Here is a 22917-nt window from a genome sequence, read left to right on the forward strand (position 1 = left end):
ATTCCATGCACAAGGCAATCTCACAAGGAGCCACCGCATGGACCTCATCCGCATTCTGATCGCCATCCTTCTGCCGCCGCTGGGCGTGTTCCTCCAGGTCGGTTTCGGCGGCGCGTTCTGGCTCAATATCCTGCTGACGCTGCTCGGCTACATCCCCGGCATCGTCCACGCCGTGTACATCATCGCCAAGCGCTAACCCGCCCGGCTGCCCTCCCAGAAATGCTCCGCCAGCATCCGCAGCTCCGCCGACAGTTCCGCCATGCGCGCGGCGCTGCGCTGGCAGGTGCCGACCTTTTGCGCATTGCTGTCGGCTGAGCTGCGAATGGCGTGCAGGCTGCGCTGCACGTCTTCGCTGGCGACGCCCTGTTCCTCGATGGCCTCGGCGATTTCCAGGCTCATGCGCTGGATCGCCGAGACCTGCTCGCTGATCTGTTCCAGCGTGCCCGCCGCATGCCCGGCCTGCTCCAGGCTGGCGACTGCCTGCTCGCAGCAATGCCATAGCGCGCGCACCGAATCCTCGGCGCCCTGCTGGAGATTACCGACCAACGACTGGATGTCCCGCGCGGAATTCTCCGTGCGCGAAGCCAGCGCCCGCACCTCATCGGCGACCACTGCGAAACCACGCCCGCTTTCCCCGGCGCGTGCCGCTTCGATGGCGGCGTTCAGCGCCAGCAGGTTGGTCTGCCCGGCGACATCGCGGATCACTTCGAGCATCCGCGAGATAGCCTCGCTGTGCTCCTTCTGCTGCTCCACCGCGACGCTCGCTGCACGCACGCCGGCTTCCAGCGCTGCCAATTGGCCGCGGGTGCCGTGCACATCCTGATGCCCGGACTGGGTGATGCGCTCGCTGCACTGCGCCGCCACCGCGCTGTGCTGCGCGTGGCGGGCGACTTCCTGGACGCTCTGCGCGAGCTGCTGCATGGCGCTGGCTACCTGTTCGGTCTCGCGCTGCTGCAGCTGCGAAGCGGCGCTGCCGCCGGCCATGGCGTCGGCCAGTGCCGCGGAATGCTCGGCCAACTGATGCGAGGCGTCCGCCATGCGCCCGACCACCGCGGCGGTTTCCGCCTCCAGCATGCGGAAGGCGAACTCCAGCTCGCCGAATTCGTCGTTCCGGCCCGTATACAGCTGCTGGCTGAGCGGGTTGTTGGCGATCTTCCGCGCTCGCCCGAGCAGCGCGCCCAGCGGTTGCAGGCGTAGCACCAGCCAGGCGCCCGAGGCGCCCAGCGCCAGCAGGAATGCCAGCACCGTCAGCTTGGGCAGCAACAGCGCCAGCAGGGCACCGCCGGCCTGCGCCAGCACCAGCCCAATCAGCAGTTGCACCGACAGTGGCAGGCGCGGGCGAGCCATCTTCGCTCCCCCGCGCATCCGCGCGTAAAGGCGCTCCGCCGCATCGACCTGCTCGGCGCCGGGACGGGTGCGCACCGACTGGTACTCCACGACTTTTCCGCCATGGCGAATCGGTGTGACGAAGGCGCTGACCCAGTAGTGGTCGCCGTTCCTGCAGCGGTTCTTCACCAGGCCCATCCAGCTGCGCCCGGCCTGCAGCGTCTGCCAGAGGTGGGCGAAGGCAGCGGGCGGCATGTCCGGGTGGCGCACGCGGTTGTGGTTGAAACCCACCAGCTCCTCGGCCTGGAAGCCGCTGACCTGGATGAAGTCCGGGTTCACGTGGGTGACCGCGCCCTTGAGGTCGGTGGTGGAGAGAATGTTGGCGTTGATCGGCACATCCACCTGGCGCCCGGTGATCGGCAGGTTCTGCTTCATCGCTGGTGCTCCACGCGGGTCTGGAAGAGTTGTTCCGGCGCCAGCGGCTTGCTGAACAGGAAGCCCTGGGCGTGGCGACAGCCTTCGGCGCGCAGGAAGTCGAGGTGTTCCTGGCGTTCGACGCCCTCGGCCACTACTTCCAGGCCAAGGCTGTGGCCCAGGCCGATGATGGCGCGGCAGATGGCGCTGAGTTCAGGGTCGTCGGGCACGCGGGTGATGAAGCTGCGGTCGACCTTGAGAATGTGCAGCGGGTAGCGCTTGAGGTAGCCCAGCGAGGAGTAGCCGGTGCCGAAGTCGTCCAGCGCCAGGCGCACACCCTCGGCGGCCAGTTCGCGCAGGCAGGCGAGGGTTTCCGCGCCGTCCTGCATCAGCAGGCTTTCAGTGATCTCCAGTACCAGGCTGCGCGGCGACAGGCCGCTCTCCGCCAGAATCTGCTGTACCCGCGCGGCGAAGCCCGGTTGCTGCAGCTGCCGGCTCGACAGGTTGACCGAACAGTAGAGGTCGCGGTACCCCTGGCTCTGCCAGAGCGCCGTCTGCCGGCAGGCCTGGCGCAGTACCCAGTCGCCGACAGGAACGATCTCGCCGGATTCCTCCAGCGCCGGGATGAAGTCCAGCGGCGAGACGGATTGGCCGTCGTGCTTCCAGCGCAGCAGCACCTCCACCGCCTCCCAGTGCGGCGAATCGCTGTCCAGGCGGACGATGGGCTGGTAGTGCAGGCTGAACTCCTCGCGCCGCAGCGCCTGCGCCAGCGCGCTTTCCAGGTCGAGCCGGCGCTGCGCCTCGGCCTGCAGCTCGAGGCTGAAGCGTGCGTACTGCGCCTTGCCGGCTTCCTTGGCGCGATACAGCGCCAGGTCGGCGGCCTGCAGGGTGTCGATGGCCTGGCCGTCGGTCATCAACCCGGTGATGCCGATGCTGGCGCTGACCACCAGCGTGCGGCCGTCCACGTGCAGCGGCTGGCGCAGGCAATCGAGCATGCGCTGTGCGACCTGCTCGGCATCGCAGAGGCTGGCGAGGTCGTCCAGCAATACGACGAACTCGTCGCCGCCGAAGCGCGCCAGGTGATCGCCCGGTCGCAGGCAGCGCAGCAGCCGCTGCGAGACTTCCACCAGCACGCGGTCGCCGACGGCGTGGCCGAGGCTGTCGTTGATCAGCTTGAAGCGGTCCAGGTCGATGAACAGCAGACCGGACTCGCGCGCGCCGGGGCGGCGCTGGCGCATCAGGGCCTGCTGCAGCAGCTCGTCCAGGCGCAGGCGGTTGCCCAGGCCGGTGAGCGGGTCGTGCCGCGCCGCGTGGCTGAGCTGGTGTTCGCTGGCCTTGTGTTGGCTGATGTCGGTTTGCGAGCCGGCCATGCGCCCATCGGTGACTACTCCACGCGCCAGCACCCAGAGGTAATTGCCGTCGCGCTGGCGGATACGGTACTCGTGGCTGAGCAGCGCGCTGCTGCCGCGCAGGTGCGCATCGATGGCCTTGCGCAGGCCGGGCAGGTCGTCCGGATGCACGCGGGCGAACCAGCTGGTACTGCCTTCGCCGAGGTTGTCGCGGGTCAGGCCGAGCATGCGCGCCCAGCGCTCGGAGACGTAGAGGCGGTCGTTGCCCAGGTCCCAGTCCCAGATGCCGTCGTTGGCACCGCGCAGCGCGCGGGCGAAGCGCGCCTCGCTGTCCTCCAGCGCCTGGCGCTGGGCGGCGCCGTAGGTATCGATGGCCAGGGACATGTCGAAGAACACTCGTTTGAGCAGGCTGGCGTAGGTCTTCGCTTCCGGGGCGTCGCCCATCAGGTCGGCGAGCATCTGGTCCAGGTACAGGCGATAGGCGCCCAGGTACCACTTCAGCTCGACGCCGACCTGCTGGTGCACGAGCCCGATACGCAGGCGGTCGCGCACGTAGTCCGCGTCCTGCGGGGCGTCCCACAGCTGGCGGTAGTATTCGAACTGGCTGCATTTCAGCCGCGCCAGCGTCGCCGGCTCGGAGAGAATCGCGCCCAGAGGCGGGTAGTTGCGCAGGTGATCGTAGAGCTGCTCGATGAAGCGCTGGTGGCAGCCCTCCAGTTCGCTGGCGCGGCCGTGGAGATGGCCGCCGTCCTCCTCGCGCCACTCCAGGTAACTCAGGCGCTGATCGACTTCCATCGTCGACAGGCCGATGCGCTCGAGCACGCTATCGAGCTTCGGTCCCAGGCCCATGTTTGGCTCCTTGCGGGTCTGCTGTTTTTGTCGGGCATGAAAAAAGCGCCGGCTCGTCGTCTCGTCGAAATCGACGGCGACCAACTCGGCGCTTTGTCTTGCAGGCCCATAAGTCCTGCCCGGCAAAGCCAGCTTCCGCAACGCGGAACGCGGGTGGAAGTCTTTTACACCAGCGGGCGCGGCCCCGACAACTCCTGCAGTGCGCCACTCAGGCGCTGGCGCAACTCGCCCAGTTCGCGGGAGCGGAAGGCATGGCGGGTTCGCTCCAGCACACCGATGGCGTCGGCCAGCAGCGCGAGCATCCGCGCCGAATCGCTCAAGGGCGCGTCCTTGAACCATCGGCACAGCGGCGCCTGCTCGCAGTTGCGCGGTCCCTCCATCACCGCGCAGGGCAGCTCGTAGGCCGCCAGCAGCGCACGAACCTGGCGCGCCAACGCCGGATCCTGGGAAGTGACCAGCAACTGGACCGGATACCGGTGGAGAGTCATGACGGATTCGCTCATATCAGGGAGATGCCAATTTAATGGCTAGTGGCTATCTGATATTGACCCCAGTCATCTCGGCGCGGCGCTCGCGTCAGATGGTCGACGGCGGGTGTGAAGTGGCTCTCGTTTGGCTGTTGGATAATTGACTGGCAGAAACGCAAAAAGCCGCGCATCTGCGCGGCTTTTTGCTGAAGAGGTGGTGGGCCCACACGGACTTGAACCGTGGACCAAAGGATTATGAGTCCTCTGCTCTAACCAACTGAGCTATAGGCCCCCAGAAGGCGGGCGGATTATACCGGCGCGTTATGCGTCGCGCCAATCGGATGCAGCGGAACCAGGAAGCGGTTGGCAAAGGCGTCGGCCGGCAACGGGGCGCTCAGGGCGTAGCCCTGGATCTGGTCGCAACCTTCGGCTTCGAGGAAGCGTTCCTGGGCTTCGTGTTCCACGCCTTCGGCGATCACGGTGAGGTTCATGCTGCGGCCCAGGGCGATGATCGCCCGGGCAATGGCGGCGTCGTGGGGGTCGTCCGGCAGGCCGTGGACGAAGGACTGGTCGATCTTCAGGGTGTCCAGCGGCAGCTGCTTCAGGTAGCTGAGGGAGGAGTAGCCGGTGCCGAAGTCGTCGATGGCAAGTTGTACGCCCAGGTGCTTGAGGCTGTGCAGGATCGACAGGGCTTCCTCGGTCTGGTGCATGAGGAAGCTTTCGGTGATCTCCAACTGCAGGCGCGAGGGCTGCAGGTTGTAGTGGGCGAGCAGCTCGCGGATGCGTTCGACCAGGTTGGTCTGGCGCAGCTGGGCGCCGGCCAGGTTGACCGAGAGCGGGCCGAAGGCGGCGTGGCTGTCCTGCCAGCGGCTCATCTGCCGACAGGCTTCGCGCAGGACCCAGTCGCCCAATGGCAGGATCAGGCCGTTTTCCTCGGCCAGAGGAATGAAGCGATCGGGCGAAATCGCGCCGAATTGAGGATGTTTCCAGCGGATCAGGGCTTCGGCGCCGACCAGTTGGCCTGTGCCGAGGGAGAGCTTGGGCTGGTAGTAGAGCTGCAGTTGGTCGCTTTCCAGCGCGCGGCGCAATTCATGCTCCAGGGCCATGCGCTCGGTGGCCTGGAAGGTCAGTTCGCGGGTGTAGAACTCCACCCGGTTGCGGCCCTGGGCCTTGGCCCGGTACATGGCGGCGTCGGCGTTCTTCACCAGGGTGGCGACATCCGAGCCATCGCTGGGGTAGAGGCAGATGCCGATGCTGGCGCTGACGAAGAACTCCTGTTCGCCGGCGATGAACGGCTTGTCGAAGCAGAGCAGCAGCTTGTTGGCGACGTGTTCGGCGTCCAGTGCGTGGTGCAGGCCGGGCAGCAGGATGATGAATTCGTCGCCACCCTGGCGCGCTACCGTGTCGACGTCGCGCAGCTGCTCGCGCAGGCGGGTGGCAATGGACTTGAGCAGCAGGTCGCCGACCGGGTGGCCGAGGCTGTCGTTGATGTGCTTGAAGCGGTCCAGGTCGAGGAACAGCACGGCGCCCTGGTGATCGTCTTCCTGGGCTTCCTTGAGGGAGGCGTTCAGGCGGCTTTCGAACAACAGGCGGTTGGGCAGGCCGGTGAGTGGATCGTGGTGGGCCTGGTAGTCCAGCCGTGCCTGGGCGTACTTGAGGGTGGAGATGTCGGCGAACACGCCGACATAGTGCGACAACTCGCCGTCGGCATTGCGTACGGCGCTGACGGTGAGCCACTCCGGGTAGAGTTCCTGGTTCTTCCGGCGGTTCCAGATTTCGCCCTGCCAATGGCCCTCGGCGTTGAGCTGGTGCCAGAGGGCGACGTAGAAGCTGCTGTCGTGCTGGCCGGAAGCGAGGAGGCGCGGTGAGTTGCCGAGGGCTTCCTGTTCGCTGTAGCCGGTGATCTCGGTGAAGGCGCGGTTGACGGCGACTATCTGCTGGCGCGCGTCGGTGATCATCACGCCTTCGGCGGTGCTTTCGAACACCGTGGCGGCCAGCTGCAGCTTTTCCTGCATCTGCTGGCGCTCGGTGATGTCGCGCGCGATGGTCAGCATGCAGTCGTCGCTGCCGATGGTGATGCGGTGGGCGGACAGTTCGCACAGGCGCAGGCTGCCGTCGCGAGTGCGAATTTGCGCCGTGAAATCGGGGGCGCTGGCGGCGTTGTCGAGGATGCCCAGCAGTTTGCTGCGGTCGGCCGGGTTGGCCCACAGGCGCAGGTCGAGGGTGGAGCGCTCGGCGGCTTCCTCGCGGCTGTAGCCGGTGATGCGGGTAAAGCCCTGGTTCACTTCCACCAGCCGGCCATCGCTGATGCGGGAGATGAGCATGCCGTCGGGCGAGGCGTGGAAGGCTTTGGCGAATTTCTCCTCGGAGACGCGCAGTTGCTCCTGGGTTTCCTTGACCTGGGAGATGTTGCGCACCACGACGACCAGCGCCGGCGTGTCGTCGAGGATGATGTGCTGCGCTGACAGCAGGGCGGTGAAGTGGCTGCCGTCGCGGCGATTGAGCGGGATCTCGACGTTGTTCAGCGGTTCGCCCTGCAGGCGCTGCAGCATGGCCGGGCCCATGCCGGGCGCGCCCCAGATTCCCAGGTCGGTCGAGGTCTTGCCCAGGGCTTCGCTGGCGGGGATGCCGATCTGTCGTTCGAAGGTGCTGTTCACCGCCAGCAGCACGCCGTCGACCCGGCGGGCGAGGACGATGATGTCGGGGCAGTGATGGAAGACCGAGGCGAACTTCTGTTCGGACAGGCGCAGGGCCTGTTCGGTGTGCTTCGCCTCGGTGATGTCGATCATCAGGCCGCGCAGGATCAGGTCGTCGCCATGCTGGATCAGCGTAACGATGTCGCGGATCCAGACGATCCGCCCATCGGCGGCGAGCATGCGGTAATCGAAGCTGTGGTTGCGCCCGGCATGGCTCTCGCTCATGCAGAAGTGGATCGCGTGCTCGGCGTCTTCCGGATGCAGGGTGCGCTGCCAGAAGCCGGGTTCCAGCCAGTCGGTCAGCGGGTAACCGAGCAGCCGCTGGGCGTGGGGCGAGACGTAGGTGAAGCGGTTTTCCGCCAGGCGCATTTCCCAGGCGATGGCGGTGAGGCTTTCCACCAGGCCGCGGTAGTGCTGTTCGCTGTCGCGCAGGGCCTGCTCGAGTTTCTCCCGGCGCTGCATCTCGCCGCGCAGGCGCCGGTTCATGGTGAACAGGACCAGCAGGGTGAGGGTGGTCAGAAACGCGATGGGTACGACCACGCGGAACACATCGGGCCACACGCTGCGGTGGTCGACCAGGCCGCCAACCCAGGGGGCCTGCAGTGCGTCGATCTGTTCCACGGTCATGTCCGCCAGCACCTTGTCGAGAATGCCAACGAAGATCGCCTCGTCCTTCGGTACGCCCATTGCCAACTGGTAGCGGTAGGGGGTCTCGCCGCTGATCTGCAGGCCCTCGAGCTTGAGCTGGCGAAGGTTCCAGACACTGGAGGCGAGGTCGCCGACGAACGCGTCCACCTGGCCGACCGCCAGCGCCTGCAGTCCGGCAGCGACACTGGGCAGCGGTTGCAGGTTGAGGTCGGGGTGCCTGGCGACCAGCAGTTCATGTGGGGCGTAGTGGGCGACCACGCCGACCTTGAGGCCGTAAAGCTCCTTCACGCTGGCTGGCGCGGGGCCGTTCTTGCGGGCAAGGATGATGATCGGGAAGTCGAGGTAGGGACGGGTGAAGGTCAGGTATTCGAGGCGTTCAGGCGTGGCCATGATGCCGGGGAGCAGGTCGAGATGGCTGTCCCGGGCCTGCTGCAGGACTTCGCTCCAGCTTGCCGGCTCGATCGGTTGGAGTTGGACTTTGAGCCTGTCGCTGATGACTTTGACGTAGCTGGCGGCCAGTCCCTGGTAGACGCCGTCGCTGTCGCGGAACTCGAAGGGGGGCCAGGAGGCGTCCACGCCCAGGCGCAACGTCGGGTGCACGTTCAGCCACTGCTGCTCCTCAGGCGTGAGGCTCAGGGCGAATGCCTGTCCCGCCCAGAATGCGAGGCACCACAGTAGAACTGCCTGCAGACGCGGCATGAACGGCCTCATTCCAGGGGGGGACTATGCCGAAGTGTAGACGTGGCACTTTGCCCGATGGAAGGCCCAAAGAAAAACCCCCGGTTTTGGGCCGGGGGTTTGTTCATCACTCGTCGAGGAAGGAGCGCAGATGCTCGCTTCGCGACGGGTGGCGCAGCTTGCGCAGCGCCTTGGCTTCGATCTGGCGGATACGCTCACGGGTTACATCGAACTGCTTGCCGACTTCCTCGAGGGTGTGGTCGGTATTCATGTCGATGCCGAAGCGCATGCGCAGGACCTTGGCTTCGCGAGCGGTGAGGCCGGCGAGGACTTCGCGGGTGGCTTCCTTGAGGCTCTCGCTGGTCGCCACTTCGATCGGCGACTGCATGGTGGAGTCCTCGATGAAGTCGCCCAGGTGCGAATCTTCGTCGTCACCGATCGGCGTTTCCATGGAGATCGGTTCCTTGGCGATCTTCAGGACCTTGCGGATCTTGTCTTCCGGCATGTCCATGCGTTCGCCCAGCTCTTCCGGGGTCGGTTCGCGACCCATCTCCTGCAGCATCTGGCGGGAGATACGGTTGAGCTTGTTGATCGTTTCGATCATGTGCACCGGAATACGGATGGTGCGGGCCTGGTCGGCGATCGAGCGGGTGATCGCCTGGCGGATCCACCAGGTTGCATAGGTCGAGAACTTGTAGCCGCGACGGTATTCGAACTTGTCCACCGCCTTCATCAGGCCGATGTTGCCTTCCTGGATCAGGTCGAGGAACTGCAGGCCGCGGTTGGTGTACTTCTTGGCGATGGAAATCACCAGACGCAGGTTCGCCTCGACCATCTCCTTCTTCGCACGACGGGCTTTCGCCTCGCCGATGGACATGGAGCGGTTGACGTCCTTGATCTCGGCAACGGTCAGCTGCGAGCTGGTTTCCAGGTCGACCAGCTTCTGCTGGTTGCGCAGGATGTCGTCACGCAGGCGCTCGATGGCCTCGGCGTACTTGGGCTTGCCCTTGAGTACGGAGTCGACCCAGGCGGTGTCGGTTTCGTGGCCGGGGAACTGGCGCAGGAAGTCGGCACGCGGCATGCGGGCATCACGCACGCACAGCTGCATGATGGCGCGCTCCTGGCGGCGCACGCTGTCCAGCGCATCGCGGACCTTGGCGACCAGCACGTCGAACTGCTTGGGCACCAGCTTGATCGGCATGAACAGCTCGGCCAGGGCGACCAGTTCTTCGGTGGCCTGCTTGCTGCCGCGACCGTGTTTCTTCAGGGCCTTCTTGGCCTTTTCCAGCTGCTCGGAGACGGCGCCGAAACGACGAGCGGCTTCTTCCGGATCCGGACCGCCATCGCCTTCTTCTTCCTCGCTGTCGCCGTCGGACTCTTCGTCCTCTTCGTCCTTGTCCTTATCCTTGGCTTCGGCGTCGTCCTTCAGGCCGACCGGCTCGACTTCCTCGGCCGGCAGGGTGCCGTCATCCGGGTCGATGTAGCCGCTAAGAACGTCCGACAGGCGGCCGCCTTCGGCAACGATGCGGTTGTACTCTTCGAGAATGCCGTCCACCGCGCCCGGGAACTGGGCGATGGCGCTCATGACCTCGCGGATGCCTTCCTCGATGCGTTTGGCGATTTCGATCTCGCCTTCGCGGGTCAGCAGTTCCACGGTACCCATTTCACGCATGTACATGCGCACCGGGTCGGTCGTACGGCCAACGTCGCTCTCTACCGCGGCAAGGGCGGCAGCAGCTTCTTCGGCGGCAGCTTCATCGGTATCGGTTTCCGCCAGCAACAGGGCATCCGCATCCGGGGCTGTCTCGAATACGTTGATCCCCATGTCGTTGATCATGCGGATGATGTCTTCTACCTGTTCCGGATCAGAGATATCCTCCGGCAGGTGGTCGTTGACCTCCGCGTAAGTCAGGTAACCCTGCTCGCGACCACGGGTGATCAACTCTTTGAGACGAGATTGCTGTTGCGCTTTTCCGGACATAACACCCTATCCACTGAAGGTCTTGGCGGGCTGAAATAAGCCGAGGATTATACCAGATTCGAGGCTTCAGGCGCCAGTTCAGCTCTGGCTGCCTGTTGAAGAGGGGGTGCTGTAGTGCTCCCGCAGTAACGCTTTCTCTTCGTCGGTCAGTTCACTGGGGTTCTTTCGCAGCACGCTGTGCAAGCGGGCTTCACGGCTGCTGTGCAGCTGGTTGTGTGCAAGTGTAGTAATGGTGTCGACGAACTGCTTTTCAAGATTGCCGTCGTCGATCAGCCATTCTTTCCCCGCCAGCACCTGTAGCAGGCGCCCTTGGGGCGTTCCGTGCCAGCGCGCGATGAGGTGCATCGAGCTCTGTTTCGGATTCTTCTGCAACGCTTCGACCAGTGCGGCGAGCAGTTGCGAATAGGTCTGTCCCTCGTTGGAGAAATGGCTCGCATCCTCGACGCTCTGCGCCAGCTGGGGATGGTGCAGCAGGGTGCGCAGCGCGGTCAGGGTCGGTGATTCGACGCTGATCTCGGTGCGCGGCTGGCGTGGTGTGAAGTCGCCTTTTCTGCCTTTGCCGTCCCATTTGCGATCGCCCTTCCAGGACTTCTTGCCCTGCTTGGCTCCGCCGCTGCCGGCGGAAAACTCCATCGGCGCTTCGAAGTAACTCGAAGCATCCTGGTAATGACTGTCGCCGTGGCCGGCGAACTGGCCCATGTCGTAGTCGGCGTACTCGTGGGCGTGCTGCTCCGGGCCAGGTGCCTGCGCCGTTGCAGGGGTGTGATTCGGTTTTGCCTGGCCGGTGAGGCCCGAGCGCGGCGCGCTGATCTGGCTGAGCGCTTCGGCGGACAGGCCGGTGATCTCTCCCAGGCGCTGGCGCATCAGCAGGCGCAGCGTGTTGCCGGGGATCTTCTCCAGCAGCGGTCCGGCCAGGGTTGCCAGGTGCGCCTTGCCTTCCAGCGTGCTGGGGTCGGCTTCCTCGGTCAGTTGCTGGAAGAAGTAGTCCGCCAGCGGCTGTGCCTGGTGGGCGAGGCGGGCGCGGAAGGCATCCGGGCCTTCGGCGCGCACCAGGCTGTCCGGGTCTTCGCCTTCGGGCAGGAACAGGAAGCGCACCTTGCGCCCGTCCTGCAGGTTGCTCAGCGCTGACTCCAGTGCGCGCCAGGCGGCATTGCGGCCGGCCTGGTCGCCGTCGAAGCAGAAGAGGATGTTCGGCACAATGCGGAACAGCCGCTTGATGTGTTCTTCGCTGGTGGCCGTGCCCAGGGTGGCGACCGCGTTGCGGATGCCCTGCTGCGCCAGTGCGATGACGTCCATGTAGCCTTCGACCACCATGATCTCGTCGAGATCCCGGTTGTTCTTCCGTGCCTCGAACAGGCCGTAGAGCTCCTGTCCTTTATGGAAGACCGGGGTTTCCGGCGAGTTCAGGTATTTCGGCTTGTCGTCGCCCAATACGCGGCCGCCGAAGGCGATCACCCGGCCGCGGCTGTCGCGGATGGGGAAGATCACCCGGTCGCGGAAGCGGTCGTAGCGCTTGCCGCTGTCGGGGTTTTCCACCAGCAGGCCGGCGTCGAGCATGGCCTTGAGTTGCAGGTTGTCGCCGCCCAGGTTCTTCAGCAGGTTGTCCCAGCCCGGCGGGGCGAAGCCCAGGCCGAAGTCGCGGGCGATTTCGCCGGTCAGGCCGCGACCCTTGAGGTATTCCACGGCGGCCTTGCGGGCCGGGTGGCTCTTGAGTGCCTGGCGGTAGAACTCGGCGGCGCCGGCCAGCAGCGGGTACAGCGGCGAGTCGACCGGTTGACGAGGCTTGTTGCCGCGCCGGCCTTCCTCGCGGGGGATGTCCATCCCGGCGCGCTTGGCCAGGTCCTCGACCGCCTGGACGAAGTCCAGCTGGTCGTGGTCCATGATGAAGCCGAGCGCGTTGCCGCCGGCGCCGCAGCCGAAGCAGTAGTAGAACTGCTTGTCCGGGCTGACGGTGAAGGAGGGTGTCTTCTCCTTGTGGAACGGGCAGCAGGCGCTGTAGTTCTTGCCGGTCTTCTTCAGCTGGATGCGCGAACTCACCACATCGAGAATATCGGTGCGGTTGAGTAGGTCATCGATGAAGGATTGTGGAATCAGGCCGGCCATAGACTCATCGGGACGCAGGGTGGACCCAAGCATAGCGCGGGGCGATGAAGCCGCGAGCGGGGCTTGAGACTAAGCATGGGGCTTGAAAAGCAAAAACTCCGAAGTCCGCGAATGCGAATCGGAGTCGGGTGCCTTGTTTCAGGCACTCGCCCGGCGAGTGGGCCGGGCGATGCGGAAAGCGTGCGACGAAGCGCTGTAACTCAGTACAGGCGCTCGCGGCGGCGCTGTTCGCGCTGCACTTTCTTGGCGTGACGCTTAACAGCGGCAGCGGCCTTGCGCTTACGCTCGGCGGTCGGCTTTTCGTAGAACTCACGGCTACGGACTTCGGCCAGTACGCCTGCTTTTTCGCAGGAGCGCTTGAAACGACGCAGAGCTACGTCGAAGGGTTCGTTCTCTTTAACTTTGACGGCGGGCATCCAGGTCGTACCTTCAATGATTACCGGAGGATTTATCGCGCTCCTGACGGTTGTTCGGAGTCGGCGGTTTTCAAGGGTTGCGGATATTAAACGTTCGGAAGGAGGAATGCAAAGCCTCCGATCGAAAAGCACTGGTCCGAAGCCCAGCCGAAGATTATGATGCGCGGCTTCAATTTTGCCCAGAGTAAAGGCTCAAACCCATGCTAGTGCTGGGGTTGGAAACCTCCTGCGACGAGACCGGCGTCGCCCTGTACGACAGCGAAAAAGGCCTGCTGGCCGACGCGCTGTTCAGCCAGATCGACCTGCATCGCGTATACGGCGGCGTGGTTCCCGAGCTGGCGTCCCGTGATCACGTCAAGCGCATGCTGCCGCTGATTCGCCAGGTACTGGACGAGTCCGGTCGCACCGCTGAAGACATCGATGCCATCGCCTACACCGCCGGCCCCGGCCTGGTGGGCGCGCTGCTGGTAGGCGCGTCCTGCGCCCAGGCCATGGCGTTCGCCTGGGGCATACCGGCCGTCGGCGTGCACCATATGGAAGGCCATCTGCTGGCTCCCATGCTGGAGGAGCAGCCGCCGAAGTTTCCGTTCGTCGCCTTGCTGGTGTCTGGCGGCCACACCCAACTGGTTCGAGTGGATGGCATTGGCCGTTACCAGGTACTCGGCGAGTCGGTGGACGACGCTGCCGGTGAGGCCTTCGACAAGACTGCCAAGCTGCTCGGCCTGGCCTATCCCGGTGGCCCGGAGATCGCCCGTCTGGCCGAGCGCGGCACCGCGGGTCGCTTCGTCTTCCCGCGGCCGATGACCGATCGTCCGGGGCTGGACTTCAGCTTCAGCGGCCTCAAGACTTTCGCCCTGAACACCTGGCAGCGCTGCGTGGCCGAAGGTGACGACAGCGAGCAGACCCGCAGCGATATCGCCTTGGCGTTCCAGACTGCCGTGGTCGAGACGCTGACCATCAAGTGCAAGCGCGCGCTCAAGCAGACTCACCTCAAGAGCCTGGTGATTGCCGGCGGCGTCAGCGCCAACCAGGCCTTGCGTCAGCATCTGGAAAAGATGCTCGGCGAAATGAAGGGCCAGGTGTTCTACGCCCGCCCGCGCTTCTGCACCGATAACGGCGCGATGATCGCCTATGCTGGCTGCCAGCGCCTGGTGGCGGGGCAGCAGGACGGCCCGTCGATCGGCGTCCATGCGCGTTGGCCAATGGAGTCGCTGCCAGCGATCTGAATAATGAAGCTGCAAACGACGCGGCGCATGCTCTGAGCGGCATGGGCCGTTTTTTCGCTTGCAGCGTGGTACGCGGGTCGGGAAGCTCGCGGCTTTAGAAGTGGCGCTCGCGTCCGGCGATGAGATCGCGCAGGTTACTGCGGTGACGCCAGACGATCAGGCCGGTGAGCACGGTCATCGGTAGTAGCGCCGACGGCTCCTGCCAGGCCAGCAGCGGTAGCGTCAGCGGCGTGGCGACCAGGGAAGCGAGCGAGCTGGTACGCGACAGCTTGAAAGTCACCAGCCAGGCGACTGCTGCGAGCAGCGCGGCTGGCGGGTAAAGCGCCAGCAGCATGCCGGCGGCGGTGGCGACGCCCTTGCCGCCGCGGAAGTTGAAGTACAGCGGGTAGAGATGGCCGACTACCGCTGCCAGGCCTACCCAGGCCTGCTCTACGTCGGACAGGCCGAGCAGGCGGGCGATGAGTACGGGCAGCAGCCCCTTGGCGAGATCGCCGAGCAGGGTGAGGATGGCGATCTTCTTGCCGGCCAGGCGCAGCATGTTGGTGGCGCCGGGGTTGCCCGAGCCGCTGGCGCGCGGGTCGGCAGTGCCGAACAGGCGACTGAGGAGTACCGCGAAGGACAGTGATCCGAGCAGGTAGGCGAGGATCGCCAAGAACCAGAACATGGTTTCCACCGGAGACGAGGTCGTTTCCGATTCTAACGGGGCGCCGGCCGCTTGTCGTGTCGCCTTGGAGCATGCAGTCAGTGGACAGAGTTTTCATCGAGGGGCTGGAAGTGGACACCGTGATCGGCGTCTACGACTGGGAACGGGGTATCCGGCAGTGCCTGCGCCTGGACCTGACGCTGGGCTGGGACAACCGCCCGGCGGCGGCCGACGACGATATCGCCAAGGCCCTGGACTACGCCGTGCTCTCAGAGCGGGTCATGGCCTTCGCCCGTGACGCGCACTTCCAGCTGGTGGAGACCTTTGCCGAGCGCCTCGCCGAGTTGTTGATGACCGAATTCGGTATCCAGTGGCTGCGCCTGAAGGTCACCAAGCCCGGTGCCGTTGCGGCCGCCATCGGCGTAGGTGTGGAGATCGAACGCGGATGCCGCTGACGACGGTCTACCTCGGGCTGGGCAGCAACTTCGACCGGGAGCAGCACCTGCTCGCGGGGCTGGGGGCACTGGACGAGTTCCTCGAGGATATCCGCTGTTCGCCGGTGTTCGAGAGCGAGCCGGTGGGTATCCGCAGCGGCCCCTTCTACAACTTCGTGATTGTGGCGCGCACCGACCTGCCGCTGGCGGAGTTGAGCCTGCGGCTCAAGCACATCGAGGCGGACAACGGCCGCTATGCGCCGGAGCGCAAGGGCCTGCCGCTGGATATCGACGTGTTGCTGTACGGCGACCTGCATGGCGAGTTCGATGGCCTGACGCTGCCGCGCGCAGAAGTGCTGAAGAACGCTTTTGTGCTTTGGCCATTGTCGTTGCTGGCTCCCGAGGTGAAGCATCCGGGGGCTCAGCGTTCGTTTGCCGAACTCTGGTCGGACGCGCAGATCGCCCAAAAGCTCTGGCCGGTGCCGTTCCAGTGGCGGGGCGCTGAGCTGACGCCGGCGGCGCTGATCGGGGCGCACTCGGCGCCCTGAAGGCATTTTTGTAGGAGCGAGCTTGCTCGCGAACGGTGTCTCCGGCGGCACGAGCGCTTGGCGGGTTCGCGAGCAAGCTCGCTCCTACAAGAAAGAGCAATCCGCCGTTTCAGGTGACGTGGTTTTCCTTGTAGGCCTTCAGGGCATTCAGACGCTCACGCTTGAGCGCTTCGCCCAGCTCCGCCCCCTTGTATCCCTTCTCCAGCAGCGGCTGCACTGCGACCGCGCGTGCGGCTTGCGCTGCGCCGCGCAAGTATTCCGCCTGCGGGTAGTCGCGATCTTCCAGCCCATGGCGGCCGCGGGCGTCCATTTCGCTGGCGGCTAGGAATTCCTCGAAGCGTTGCGGGCGGCGATACACATCGAAGGACTGCAGCAATTCCAGAACGGTGTTCGGCCGCAGCTCCAGCGCCCGGTGGCAGTGGGTGTGGTACTCGCCGACCAGTCGCGCCAGCTCCTGGCAGTCCCGTGGCACCTTGAAGCGCGCATTGAGCGCGTCGATCATCGGCAGGCCCAGGTGTTCGTGGGCGTGGTGTTTGGGCCAGTCTTCCTCGCGAGTCTCGCCCTTGCCCACGTCGTGGACCAGGCAGGCCCAGCGCACGCTCAGCGGCTGGGCGTATTGGGCACACTCGCGCAATACGGCCAGCACGTGTTCGCCGGTATCCACTTCCGGGTGGTGTTGCGGCGGTTGCGGCACGCCGAACAGGGCGTCCACTTCCGGCATCAGCACGGCGAGGGCGCCGCAGTCGCGCAGGACCTGGATGAACACGTCCGGGCGCGACTCCATCAGGGCACGGGAGATTTCCTTCCAGCTGCGTTCGGCCGTCAGTGCTTCCAGTTCGCCGGATTCTGACAGTTTACGCATCAGTGCCAGGGTTTCCGGCGCCACGCTGAAACCCAGGGGGGCGTAGCGCGCGGCAAAGCGGGCGACGCGCAGCACGCGCAGTGGGTCTTCGGCGAAGGCCGGGGAAACGTGGCGAAGCAGGCGGGCTTCGAGGTCCTCCTGGCCGTGGTACGGATCGATGACGTTGCCGTGATCATCTTCGGCCATGGCGTTGATGGTCAGGTCGCGGCGGATCAGGTCATCTTCCAGGGTGACGTCGGGGCTGGCGTAGAAGGTGAAACCACCGTAACCGCGCCCGCTTTTGCGTTCGGTGCGGGCGAGGGCGTATTCCTCGCCGGTTTTCGGGTGGAGGAACACCGGGAAGTCGGCGCCCACCGGCCGATAGCCCTGGGCGAGCATCTCGTCGGCGCTGGCGCCGACCACTACCCAGTCGGTGTCGCTGAAGGGGATGCCGAGCAGGCGGTCGCGCACGGCGCCGCCCACCTTGTAGATCTGCATGAAGCTGTCTCCTGTTCTGGGGGATAGCTTCGGGGTTTGCGGCGGGTGGGGCAAGCTCAGTGGCTTCTGGGGATTGAGGCGGTTCGCCAGCAAGCTCGTTCCGACAGGTTGCGCACGCCCCGGCTCTTGTAGGAGCGAGCTTGCTCGCGAAAGGGGACGACGCGCACCTAGGGCGTGGCGGCGGGAATCTGTTGGACGAGGGCGCCGATGGCGTCCTGCAGGAGTGTTGCGCTGGCGTGGGCGGGACTGAGGCCGGTGCTGACAGTGCCTTCCCACAGGGTCTGCTCCTGCGCATCGGTCAGGCGCAGGCGCAGGGTACCGGTCTCGTCGCGCAGGCGATGGATAGCGAGATAGGGGCCCAATGGATTGGGCGGCGGGGTATCGACCTTGAATTCCAGCGGCGCATCCTGCAGCGCCAGCCAGTAGTAGACGCGGATCTGCGGGCCCGCGCTCTCGCGGTAGCCGCGCTCGATTAGGCCCTGGCGCACCTGTGCGTTGATCAGCGGATAACGACTGCGGTAGGGCAGGGCGTCGACGGCGTTTTCCGGTGGCATCAGCTGGAAGTCGCGCAGCCCGGCCAGGCGTGCATCGGCGGGATGTGCGACCTGGGCGTGGGGGACGGGGTTGCTGCAGGTCGCGACAGCGAGGCAGAGCAGGAGAATGGCGAACAGGCGCATGGCGGTCTCCAGCGGGGTTGCCGCCATGCTTGTCACGCCTGCTGCTCCGGTCAACCGATCAAATGGGTGGGATGATCAGGTCGAGCCGGGGGTAACCCTCCTCGCTGTCGCGTTCACCCTTTGGGGGCATGTGGAAGGTGTTGACGATGTTCTCGCCCTGCAGGGTTTCCAGGTGGATATCGAAGCCCCACAGGCGGTGCAGGTGCTTGAGTACGTCGTCGGTGGATTCGCCCAGCGGTTTGCGGTCGTGCTGCTGGTGGCGCAGGGTCAGCGAGCGGTCACCGCGGCGGTCGACATCCCAGATCTGGATGTTCGGTTCACGATTGCCGAGGTTGTACTGCGCAGCCAGGGTTTCGCGGATCTTGCGATAGCCGTCGTCGTCGTGGATGGCGTCGACCAGCATGTCGTCCTTCTGGTCGTCATCGAGGATGCTGAACAGCTTGAACTCGCGAATGACCTTGGGCGAGAGGAACTGCAGGACGAAACTCTCGTCCTTGAAGCTCTTCATGGCGAACTTGATGGTGGCCAGCCAGTCGCTGCCGGCGATGTCCGGGAACCAGCGCTTGTCTTCCTCGGTGGGGTGCTCGCAGATGCGGCGGATGTCGCGGTACATCGCGAAGCCCAGCGCGTAGGGGTTGATGCCGCTGTAGTAGGGGCTGTCGAAGCCGGGCTGGTAGACCACGCTGGTGTGGTACTGGAGGAACTCCATCATGAAGCCGTCGCTGACCAGGCCTTCATCGTAGAGGTCGTTGATCAGGGTGTAGTGCCAGAACGTCGCCCAGCCTTCGTTCATCACCTGGGTCTGGCGCTGCGGATAGAAGTACTGCGCCACCTTGCGCACGATGCGCACGATTTCGCGCTGCCAGGGCTCCAGCAGCGGGGCGTTCTTCTCGATGAAGTAGAGGATGTTTTCCTGCGGCTCGCTGGGGTAGCGGGCCAGCCCCTGCTCCTTGTCCTTGCCGGTGGCCTTGGGGATGGTCCGCCAGAGGTCGTTGACCTGGCGCTGGATCTGCTCCTCGCGCTCCTTCTGGCGCTGCTTCTCTTCCTCGGCGGAGATCGGGTAGGGCCGCTTGTAGCGGTCTACGCCGTAGTTCATCAGGGCGTGGCAGGAGTCCAGCAGGTCTTCGACGGCGTCGATGCCGTAACGCTCCTCGCACTTGTTGATGTAGGACTTGGCGAACACCAGGTAGTCGATGATCGAGGTGGCGTCGGTCCAGGTGCGGAACAGGTAGTTGCCCTTGAAGAAGCTGTTGTGCCCGTAGCAGGCGTGGGCGATCACCAGCGCCTGCATGCACTGGGTGTTCTCCTCCATCAGGTAGGCGATGCACGGGTCGGAGTTGATCACGATCTCGTAGGCCAGGCCCATCTGACCGCGCTTGTAGTTCTTTTCCGTGCTGAGGAAGTGCTTGCCGTAGGACCAGTGGTTGTAACCGATGGGCATCCCGACGGAGGCGTAGGCATCCATCATCTGCTCGGCGGTGATCACCTCGATCTGGTTGGGGTAGGTGTCCAGCGCATAACGCTCGGCGAGACGACTGATCTCGCGGTCGTACTGCTGGATCAGCTCGAAGGTCCACTCCGAGCCGGTGGCGATCGGCTGGCGCTTGCTCATGCGACGAGCCTCCTCTGGAACAGCTCGCGGAACACCGGGTAGATGTCCGAGGCGGAGACGATCTGCTGCTGGGCGAAGCTGTCCTCGAAGGTGTCGCGGATCTTCTCGTACTCGAACCACAGCGCCTGGTGCTCGCGTGGGGTGATCTCGACGTAGGTGTAGTACTGGACGAACGGCATGATCTGCTTCATCAGGATGTCGCGGCAGACCGGCGAGTCGTCGTTCCAGTTGTCGCCGTCCGAGGCCTGGGCGGCGTAGATGTTCCATTCGTTGGTGGGATAGCGCTCGGCCATGACTTCCTGCATCAGCTTGAGCGCGCTGGAAACGATGGTGCCGCCAGTCTCGCGGGAGTAGAAGAATTCTTCCTCGTCTACCTCGCGGGCGCTGGTGTGGTGGCGGATGAACACCACTTCGATCTTCTCGTAGTTCCGCTTGAGGAACAGGTAGAGCAGGATGAAGAAGCGCTTGGCGATATCCTTGGTGGCCTGGGTCATGGAGCCGGAGACGTCCATCAGGCAGAACATCACGGCCTTGGAGGTTGGGTTGGGCTGCTTCACCAGGAGGTTGTACTTGAGGTCGAAGGTATCCAGGAACGGCACCTTGTCGATGCGTGCGCGCATGCCGGCGATCTTCTGCTCCAGCTCCTGGATGTCGCCGAGGTTGTCCGGCTCTTCGCGCTTGAGGCGATCCAGCTCCGCCACCGCGGCGCGCAGCTTGCCGCGGGTGGAGCCGGAGAGGGCGATGCGCCGGGCGTGGGCCGAGCGCAGCGTGCGGACAATATTGATGCGTGAGGGATTGCCCTCGTTGCTGATGCCGGCGCGCACGGTCTTGAAGGTATCGCTGCCGGTGAGATGCCGCTTGATCAGGTTGGGCAGTTCGAGGTCCTCGAACATGAAGTCGAGGAACTCTTCCTGGGTGATCTGGAAGACGAATTCGTCCATCCCTTCACCCTGGTTGCTGGCCTTGCCGGCGCCGCGCCCACCGCCCCCGCCCTGGGGCCGGGGAATGTGTTCGCCGGTGGTGAATTCCTTGTTGCCGGGGTGAACGACGGTCTGCTTGCCGCCGCGGCCGTGGTGGAGGACCGGTTCGTCGATATCGCGGCCGGGAATGCTGATCTGCTCGCCATGTTCCATATCGGTGATGGAGCGGCGGCTGACAGCCTCTTCGACGGCCTTCTTGATGTGTTCGCGGTAACGCCGCAGGAAGCGCTGGCGGTTCACCGTGCTCTTGTTCTTGCCGTTCAGACGCCGGTCGATGACGTAGCTCATGAATGCTCCTCAGGGCCTGCTGCGAAGCGGAACGACCGCCTCGGACAGGTCCGAATGCGACGGCGACCGGCGCGGCGGGGAATCCCGCCGCGCCGATGGCAGACTACTGCGACTTGCGAACCCGCAGATACCATTCCGACAGCAGGCGCACCTGCTTCTCGGTGTAGCCGCGCTCGACCATGCGTTTGACGAAGTCGTTGTGCTTCTGCTGATCCTCCTTGCTCGCCTTGGCATTGAAGCTGATGACCGGCAGCAGGTCCTCGGTGTTGGAGAACATTTTCTTCTCGATCACCACGCGCAGCTTCTCGTACGATAGCCAGCTGGGGTTCTTGCCGTTGTTGCCGGCGCGGGCGCGCAGAACGAAGTTGACGATCTCGTTGCGGAAGTCCTTCGGGTTGCTGATGCCGGCCGGCTTCTCGATCTTCTCCAGTTCCTCGTTGAGGGCGGCGCGGTTGAGGATCTCGCCGGTTTCCGGGTCGCGGTATTCCTGGTCCTGGATCCAGAAGTCGGCGTACAGCACGTAGCGGTCGAAGATGTTCTGACCGTACTCGCTGTAGGACTCCAGGTACGCGGTCTGGATTTCCTTGCCGATGAACTCGACGTAGCGCGGCGCCAGGTATTCCTTGAGGAAGCGCAGGTAGCGTTCGCGGGTTTCCGGCGGGAACTGCTCCTGCTCGATCTGCTGTTCCAGCACGTAAAGCAGGTGCACCGGGTTGGCGGCCACTTCATGCGGGTCGAAGTTGAACACCTTGGACAGGATCTTGAAGGCGAAACGGGTGGAAAGCCCGGCCATGCCCTCGTCGACGCCCGCCGTGTCGCGGTATTCCTGGATGGACTTGGCCTTGGGGTCGGTGTCCTTGAGGTTCTCGCCGTCGTAGACGCGCATCTTCGAGTAGATGTTGGAGTTTTCCGGCTCTTTCAGGCGCGACAGCACGGAGAACTGCGAGAGCATCTTCAGGGTGTCCGGCGCGCAGTGGGCGTGCGCCAGGGAGCTGTTGATCAGCAGCTTGTCGTAGATCTTGATCTCGTCGGAGACGCGCAGGCAGTACGGCACCTTGACGATGTAGATCCGGTCGATGAAGGCCTCGTTGTTCTTGTTGTTGCGGAAGCTGTGCCATTCCGATTCGTTGGAGTGGGCGAGGATGATGCCGCTGTAGGGCAGGGAACCGAGGCCTTCGGTGCTGTTGTAGTTGCCTTCCTGGGTCGCGGTGAGCAAGGGGTGCAGGACCTTGATCGGCGCCTTGAACATCTCGACGAATTCCATCAGGCCCTGGTTGGCCCGGCACAGCGCGCCCGAGTAGCTGTAGGCGTCGGCGTCGTTCTGCGGGAATTCTTCCAGCTTGCGGATATCCACCTTGCCGACCAGCGCGGAGATGTCCTGGTTGTTCTCATCACCGGGTTCGGTCTTGGCGATGGCGATCTGGTTGAGGATCGAGGGGTGCAACTTGACCACGCGGAACTGGCTGATATCGCCGCCGAATTCGTTGAGGCGCTTGGTCGCCCACGGGGACATCACCGAGCGCAGGTAGCGGCGCGGGATGCCGTAGTCCTCCTCGAGGATGGCGCCATCTTCGTCGGGGTTGAACAGCCCCAGGGGCGACTCGAACACCGGCGAGCCCTTGATTGCATAGAAGGGCACGTGCTCCATCAGTTGCTTGAGCTTTTCGGCGAGAGAGGATTTGCCGCCGCCGACCGGGCCCAGGAGGTAAAGGATCTGTTTCTTCTCTTCCAGGCCTTGGGCGGCGTGGCGGAAGAAGGAGACGATCTGATCGATGCACTCTTCCATGCCATGGAAGTCGGCAAAGGCCGGATAACGGCGGATCACCTTGTTGGAGAAGATTCGCGACAGGCGGGAATCGACGGATGTGTCGAGTAGTTCAGGCTCGCCGATGGCCATCAGCATCCGCTCGGCGGCGGTGGCATAGGCGATCTTGTCCTGCTTGCAGATGTCCAGGTACTCCTGGAGGGAGTACTCCTCTTGACGGGTCGCTTCGAAGCGTTCCTGGAAGTGACTGAAAATGCTCATGACGTCTCCTCGCTCGATGCATGGAGCCGGCGCCGGATCGGTCTGTGCGGGTGCGGTCGGGCTGCCAGTGTTACCGGCGAGAATCCCCCAGAACTCCAACGGAACCTGGCGACTGCCCTGATCCGCCCCAATGGTCACTGCCGATTAACCGGAAGCCGGTGTGCCGGCTCTCCCTTTTTTGGATGGCCTGAGGGAAAGGATAGTTCGTTCTTTGATG

General features: G+C 64.5%; 17 protein-coding genes and 1 tRNA gene. 4 read left to right on the forward strand and 14 right to left on the reverse strand.

Annotated elements, in window-relative coordinates; genetic code table 11:
- Positions 1–37: 37 nt before the first annotated feature.
- Positions 38–196: a YqaE/Pmp3 family membrane protein gene (locus tag RS899_RS29715; protein WP_003084988.1), complete on the forward strand. Its 159-nt coding sequence runs from the start codon at positions 38–40 to the stop codon at positions 194–196.
- On the opposite strand, the gene RS899_RS29720 is transcribed toward RS899_RS29715, so the two are convergent.
- The 8 genes from RS899_RS29720 to rpsU form a co-directional block, all read right to left on the reverse strand.
- A complete protein-coding gene (locus RS899_RS29720; protein ID WP_315808711.1) occupies positions 193–1761 on the reverse strand; it encodes a PAS domain-containing methyl-accepting chemotaxis protein in 1569 nt (522 codons plus the stop codon). The genes RS899_RS29715 and RS899_RS29720 overlap by 4 nt on opposite strands.
- Positions 1758–3938 carry a putative bifunctional diguanylate cyclase/phosphodiesterase gene (locus RS899_RS29725; protein ID WP_315808712.1) on the reverse strand — a complete coding sequence of 727 codons (2181 nt, stop codon included), beginning with the start codon at positions 3936–3938 and terminating at the stop codon, positions 1758–1760. Before RS899_RS29725 ends, RS899_RS29720 begins: the two co-directional genes overlap by 4 nt.
- A 164-nt stretch (positions 3939–4102) precedes the next feature.
- Positions 4103–4426, reverse strand: a complete 324-nt coding sequence (locus RS899_RS29730; protein WP_024763617.1) for a hypothetical protein — start codon at positions 4424–4426, stop codon at positions 4103–4105.
- Positions 4427–4620: 194 nt separating this feature from the next.
- Positions 4621–4697: transfer RNA gene (locus RS899_RS29735), tRNA-Ile, on the reverse strand.
- A gap of 16 nt (positions 4698–4713) precedes the next feature.
- A complete protein-coding gene (locus RS899_RS29740; protein ID WP_054908017.1) occupies positions 4714–8448 on the reverse strand; it encodes a bifunctional diguanylate cyclase/phosphodiesterase in 3735 nt (1244 codons plus the stop codon).
- A gap of 106 nt (positions 8449–8554) precedes the next feature.
- Positions 8555–10408: an RNA polymerase sigma factor RpoD gene (rpoD, locus tag RS899_RS29745; protein WP_054908018.1), complete on the reverse strand. Its 1854-nt coding sequence runs from the start codon at positions 10406–10408 to the stop codon at positions 8555–8557.
- A gap of 78 nt (positions 10409–10486) precedes the next feature.
- Positions 10487–12511 (reverse strand): DNA primase, encoded by a 2025-nt coding sequence (gene dnaG / locus RS899_RS29750; RefSeq protein WP_054908019.1) that lies wholly within the window; start codon positions 12509–12511, stop codon positions 10487–10489.
- A gap of 200 nt (positions 12512–12711) precedes the next feature.
- Positions 12712–12927 carry a 30S ribosomal protein S21 gene (gene rpsU, locus RS899_RS29755; RefSeq protein WP_003085057.1) on the reverse strand — a complete coding sequence of 72 codons (216 nt, stop codon included), beginning with the start codon at positions 12925–12927 and terminating at the stop codon, positions 12712–12714.
- Positions 12928–13127: 200 nt separating this feature from the next.
- Here rpsU and tsaD point away from each other — a divergent pair, with 200 nt between their 5' ends.
- Entirely contained in the window at positions 13128–14153 is a 1026-nt protein-coding gene (tsaD, locus tag RS899_RS29760) for a tRNA (adenosine(37)-N6)-threonylcarbamoyltransferase complex transferase subunit TsaD (RefSeq protein ID WP_024763614.1), read from the forward strand.
- Between the two features lie 94 nt (positions 14154–14247).
- Here the strand turns inward: tsaD and plsY are convergent, their stop codons facing one another.
- On the reverse strand, positions 14248–14817 hold the full coding sequence (gene plsY / locus RS899_RS29765; RefSeq protein ID WP_054908021.1) for a glycerol-3-phosphate 1-O-acyltransferase PlsY: 570 nt from the start codon (positions 14815–14817) through the stop codon (positions 14248–14250).
- A gap of 80 nt (positions 14818–14897) precedes the next feature.
- Here plsY and folB point away from each other — a divergent pair, with 80 nt between their 5' ends.
- Positions 14898–15251, forward strand: a complete 354-nt coding sequence (gene folB, locus RS899_RS29770; protein WP_169942437.1) for a dihydroneopterin aldolase — start codon at positions 14898–14900, stop codon at positions 15249–15251.
- On the forward strand, positions 15242–15778 hold the full coding sequence (gene folK, locus RS899_RS29775) for a 2-amino-4-hydroxy-6-hydroxymethyldihydropteridine diphosphokinase (RefSeq protein ID WP_315808713.1): 537 nt from the start codon (positions 15242–15244) through the stop codon (positions 15776–15778). Before folB ends, folK begins: the two co-directional genes overlap by 10 nt.
- Before the next feature lie 109 nt (positions 15779–15887).
- On the opposite strand, the gene RS899_RS29780 is transcribed toward folK, so the two are convergent.
- The 5 genes from RS899_RS29780 to RS899_RS29800 all read right to left on the reverse strand — a co-directional run bounded on the left by RS899_RS29780 (position 15888) and on the right by RS899_RS29800 (position 22700).
- Positions 15888–17117, reverse strand: coding sequence for a multifunctional CCA addition/repair protein (locus RS899_RS29780; RefSeq protein WP_315808714.1), 1230 nt, complete (start codon positions 17115–17117; stop codon positions 15888–15890).
- A 167-nt stretch (positions 17118–17284) separates the two neighbouring features.
- Positions 17285–17794, reverse strand: coding sequence for a DUF4136 domain-containing protein (locus RS899_RS29785; RefSeq protein WP_024763610.1), 510 nt, complete (start codon positions 17792–17794; stop codon positions 17285–17287).
- A gap of 58 nt (positions 17795–17852) precedes the next feature.
- Positions 17853–19406: a SpoVR family protein gene (locus tag RS899_RS29790; RefSeq protein ID WP_024763609.1), complete on the reverse strand. Its 1554-nt coding sequence runs from the start codon at positions 19404–19406 to the stop codon at positions 17853–17855.
- On the reverse strand, positions 19403–20674 hold the full coding sequence (locus RS899_RS29795; protein ID WP_054908024.1) for a YeaH/YhbH family protein: 1272 nt from the start codon (positions 20672–20674) through the stop codon (positions 19403–19405). The genes RS899_RS29790 and RS899_RS29795 overlap by 4 nt, the downstream gene beginning before the upstream one ends.
- Before the next feature lie 103 nt (positions 20675–20777).
- The gene (locus RS899_RS29800) at positions 20778–22700 is read right to left on the reverse strand and encodes a PrkA family serine protein kinase (RefSeq protein WP_038803509.1); all 1923 of its coding nucleotides are present in this window, start codon (positions 22698–22700) and stop codon (positions 20778–20780) included.
- Positions 22701–22917: the final 217 nt, after the last annotated feature.

The sequence above is a fragment of the Pseudomonas sp. C9-3 genome, from assembly GCF_032392015.1.
GTDB classification, from domain to species: Bacteria; Pseudomonadota; Gammaproteobacteria; order Pseudomonadales; family Pseudomonadaceae; genus Pseudomonas; species Pseudomonas nitroreducens.

Coding starts and splice junctions, on each gene's coding strand:
- dnaG (WP_054908019.1), bottom strand. CDS start 12,511: ATGGCCGGCCTGATTCCACAATCCTTCATCGATGACCTACTCAACCGC.
- RS899_RS29715 (WP_003084988.1), top strand. CDS start 38: ATGGACCTCATCCGCATTCTGATCGCCATCCTTCTGCCGCCGCTGGGC.
- RS899_RS29740 (WP_054908017.1), bottom strand. CDS start 8,448: ATGCCGCGTCTGCAGGCAGTTCTACTGTGGTGCCTCGCATTCTGGGCG.
- tsaD (WP_024763614.1), top strand. CDS start 13,128: ATGCTAGTGCTGGGGTTGGAAACCTCCTGCGACGAGACCGGCGTCGCC.
- RS899_RS29795 (WP_054908024.1), bottom strand. CDS start 20,674: ATGAGCTACGTCATCGACCGGCGTCTGAACGGCAAGAACAAGAGCACG.
- RS899_RS29800 (WP_038803509.1), bottom strand. CDS start 22,700: ATGAGCATTTTCAGTCACTTCCAGGAACGCTTCGAAGCGACCCGTCAA.
- RS899_RS29720 (WP_315808711.1), bottom strand. CDS start 1,761: ATGAAGCAGAACCTGCCGATCACCGGGCGCCAGGTGGATGTGCCGATC.
- RS899_RS29790 (WP_024763609.1), bottom strand. CDS start 19,406: ATGAGCAAGCGCCAGCCGATCGCCACCGGCTCGGAGTGGACCTTCGAG.
- plsY (WP_054908021.1), bottom strand. CDS start 14,817: ATGTTCTGGTTCTTGGCGATCCTCGCCTACCTGCTCGGATCACTGTCC.
- RS899_RS29785 (WP_024763610.1), bottom strand. CDS start 17,794: ATGCGCCTGTTCGCCATTCTCCTGCTCTGCCTCGCTGTCGCGACCTGC.
- rpoD (WP_054908018.1), bottom strand. CDS start 10,408: ATGTCCGGAAAAGCGCAACAGCAATCTCGTCTCAAAGAGTTGATCACC.
- RS899_RS29730 (WP_024763617.1), bottom strand. CDS start 4,426: ATGACTCTCCACCGGTATCCGGTCCAGTTGCTGGTCACTTCCCAGGAT.
- RS899_RS29780 (WP_315808714.1), bottom strand. CDS start 17,117: ATGCAGATCTACAAGGTGGGCGGCGCCGTGCGCGACCGCCTGCTCGGC.
- folK (WP_315808713.1), top strand. CDS start 15,242: ATGCCGCTGACGACGGTCTACCTCGGGCTGGGCAGCAACTTCGACCGG.
- RS899_RS29725 (WP_315808712.1), bottom strand. CDS start 3,938: ATGGGCCTGGGACCGAAGCTCGATAGCGTGCTCGAGCGCATCGGCCTG.
- rpsU (WP_003085057.1), bottom strand. CDS start 12,927: ATGCCCGCCGTCAAAGTTAAAGAGAACGAACCCTTCGACGTAGCTCTG.